The sequence below is a fragment of the Serratia sp. Ag1 genome, from assembly GCF_000743355.1.
Classification (GTDB): domain Bacteria; phylum Pseudomonadota; class Gammaproteobacteria; order Enterobacterales; family Enterobacteriaceae; genus Chania.
This window is the reverse complement of sequence record NZ_JQEI01000061.1, coordinates 1-1,824: the sequence shown is the minus strand read 5'-3', so window position 1 is coordinate 1,824 and position 1,824 is coordinate 1. Positions and strand designations below refer to the sequence as shown.

Here is a 1,824-nt window from a genome sequence, read left to right as displayed (position 1 = left end):
ATAACAACGTAAACGCCATTGACGGGTCATTGTTGACCTCCTGTCTTTCTTTTTATCCTGCATCACTCCCCCAAGCGCCTTAAATCGCCCCTGGCCGGATACGCAGCGTTGAGGTGATCTCTTTCCACACCGCGGTCAGTTGCGCTTCGCTCAAGGTCTCTTCCGGGGTCAGGTTTTCGGTTTTGTAGTACAGGGTGATCTCAAACCTTGGCTGCTGGGCGGTGGGGTTTAACTGATTGTATTTAAGATAGAAAAAATATTCATTATACGGTGGAGTAATATACTCGCGCTCCGTCACTTCCCCCCCTAACAGCCATTCTTCAATCGCCAGCCCGTTAATCTCCCGTTTCCCTTTATGCAGCGTATGGTACTTGCCTTGACCTATGACCCGCTCATCCTGCTCCAACAGGGTATCACCGGTACTCTGGTAATCATTACTGCTAAAACCCACGACCAGGTTTTTGATTTGGTTATGCACATACCCCATACCAAAGTCATAGGACTCGATCGGTTTACCCGCGATAAAACCGCGCAAAATACAAAATCCCGGTTGGTTGGGGATCACCGTATCCTCTCTGGCCGCAGTACGACGGAGTAAATTTTGTACTGCGGTGAGTTTCTCTGGGACGTTGTAGCGATATATATCCTTCCCATATGTAGCACGGTCTGGATCATAACGTGAGGAGCGTCCATCTTTGGCTTTTATCTCGATCTTAAAGGTAACGCCTGCATCCCATTTATAGGCTTCCAGCATTCTGGCGACATCCGGCGTTCCGGTGCTCTCATTACGTTCAAATACCGTACCCACCATCCCCGCAGGTAATGGATGAATCTGCTTCAGATACGGTTTATTGAGTGGATTAACCGGCTCGGTCGCCTTCAGCTCCTGCTCCCGGCGCTGCATCAACTGGTTAAAGGGCGGGCGGTATTGTTCCCTGCTCTCCATTTTGGTGCCATCATCCAGCAGTAAAAACATGCCCTCATCGACAATAAAATCAGCGGGCAGATCGATAAGATAGAGGCCGACACAGCGCGGTGTCGGGTGTTGCAGCAGGGGCGTGAGCATGGCCTGTTCCTTGTCATTCAATGGGCGATCGAGGGGAGAAGAGTTGACATAGGCGAAAAGCCCCGCGCTCAGCAGCGTGAGGGCCACGGTCGCTTTCTGCCACGGCTTAGGCAGATAACGATTTAAACGCCATTGACGGGTCATTTTTCACCTCCTGGGCTATTTTCACGATGGCGCGCAGCGTAAAGGCCTGCGCGGTGGGGTGTTGATAGGCCGGCTCATGTTCGGTGGTGATCGCCAGCCGGGACATCAGATGACGATCCTCAATATACCCGGCCTTTTGCGGCACTGTGCCGTCCCCGTTGCCACTAGCCTCTTGCAAGGTGAAACGCTGGCCGATGTAGACTTTACTGATCCCTCCGCGTGGGTTGACCAGTTCTGAATAGGCCTGCTCGGCCGGTGAAAGCTGCGTATAGGTGGTGCGGACCCCCATCAGCTCTTTCGGATCCAGCAAATCGCCCTCCTGGCGCACCGCTGTTGCTCGCCATGGCATAGGGGATAGCCCCTTTGCCAGTTCCCCCTTCCAGGTGACCACCTGATGGGTGGCATACGCGGCAGATACACGGCCAGGTGTGGTGGTATCCAGCCCATAAAAGGCATGGGTATTGGAATGATATTTGTCGGCCAAATCCTCATGAAAAACCTTTACTTTTTCCATAATAATATCTTTAAAGGTTTCCCAGTCCTTTACCAGTTGCGCCGGATTACCGTTGCTGTTTTTAGGGTTTAGCAGATTAGGGTCGATCAGCCGCCACCAG

Annotated in this window: 1 protein-coding gene and 1 pseudogene; both read right to left on the bottom strand. The window is 52.3% G+C overall.

Going from position 1 to position 1,824, the window contains the following annotated elements; genetic code table 11:
* Positions 1–79: 79 nt before the first annotated feature.
* Positions 80–1,210, bottom strand: coding sequence for a T6SS immunity protein Tli4 family protein (locus IV04_RS23370; RefSeq protein WP_037441578.1), 1,131 nt, complete (start codon positions 1,208–1,210; stop codon positions 80–82).
* Positions 1,173–1,824: pseudogene (locus IV04_RS26490) on the bottom strand (hypothetical protein); the annotation flags it as partial. The gene IV04_RS23370 and the pseudogene IV04_RS26490, both read right to left, overlap by 38 nt.

Coding starts and splice junctions, on each gene's coding strand:
- IV04_RS23370 (WP_037441578.1), bottom strand. CDS start 1,210: ATGACCCGTCAATGGCGTTTAAATCGTTATCTGCCTAAGCCGTGGCAG.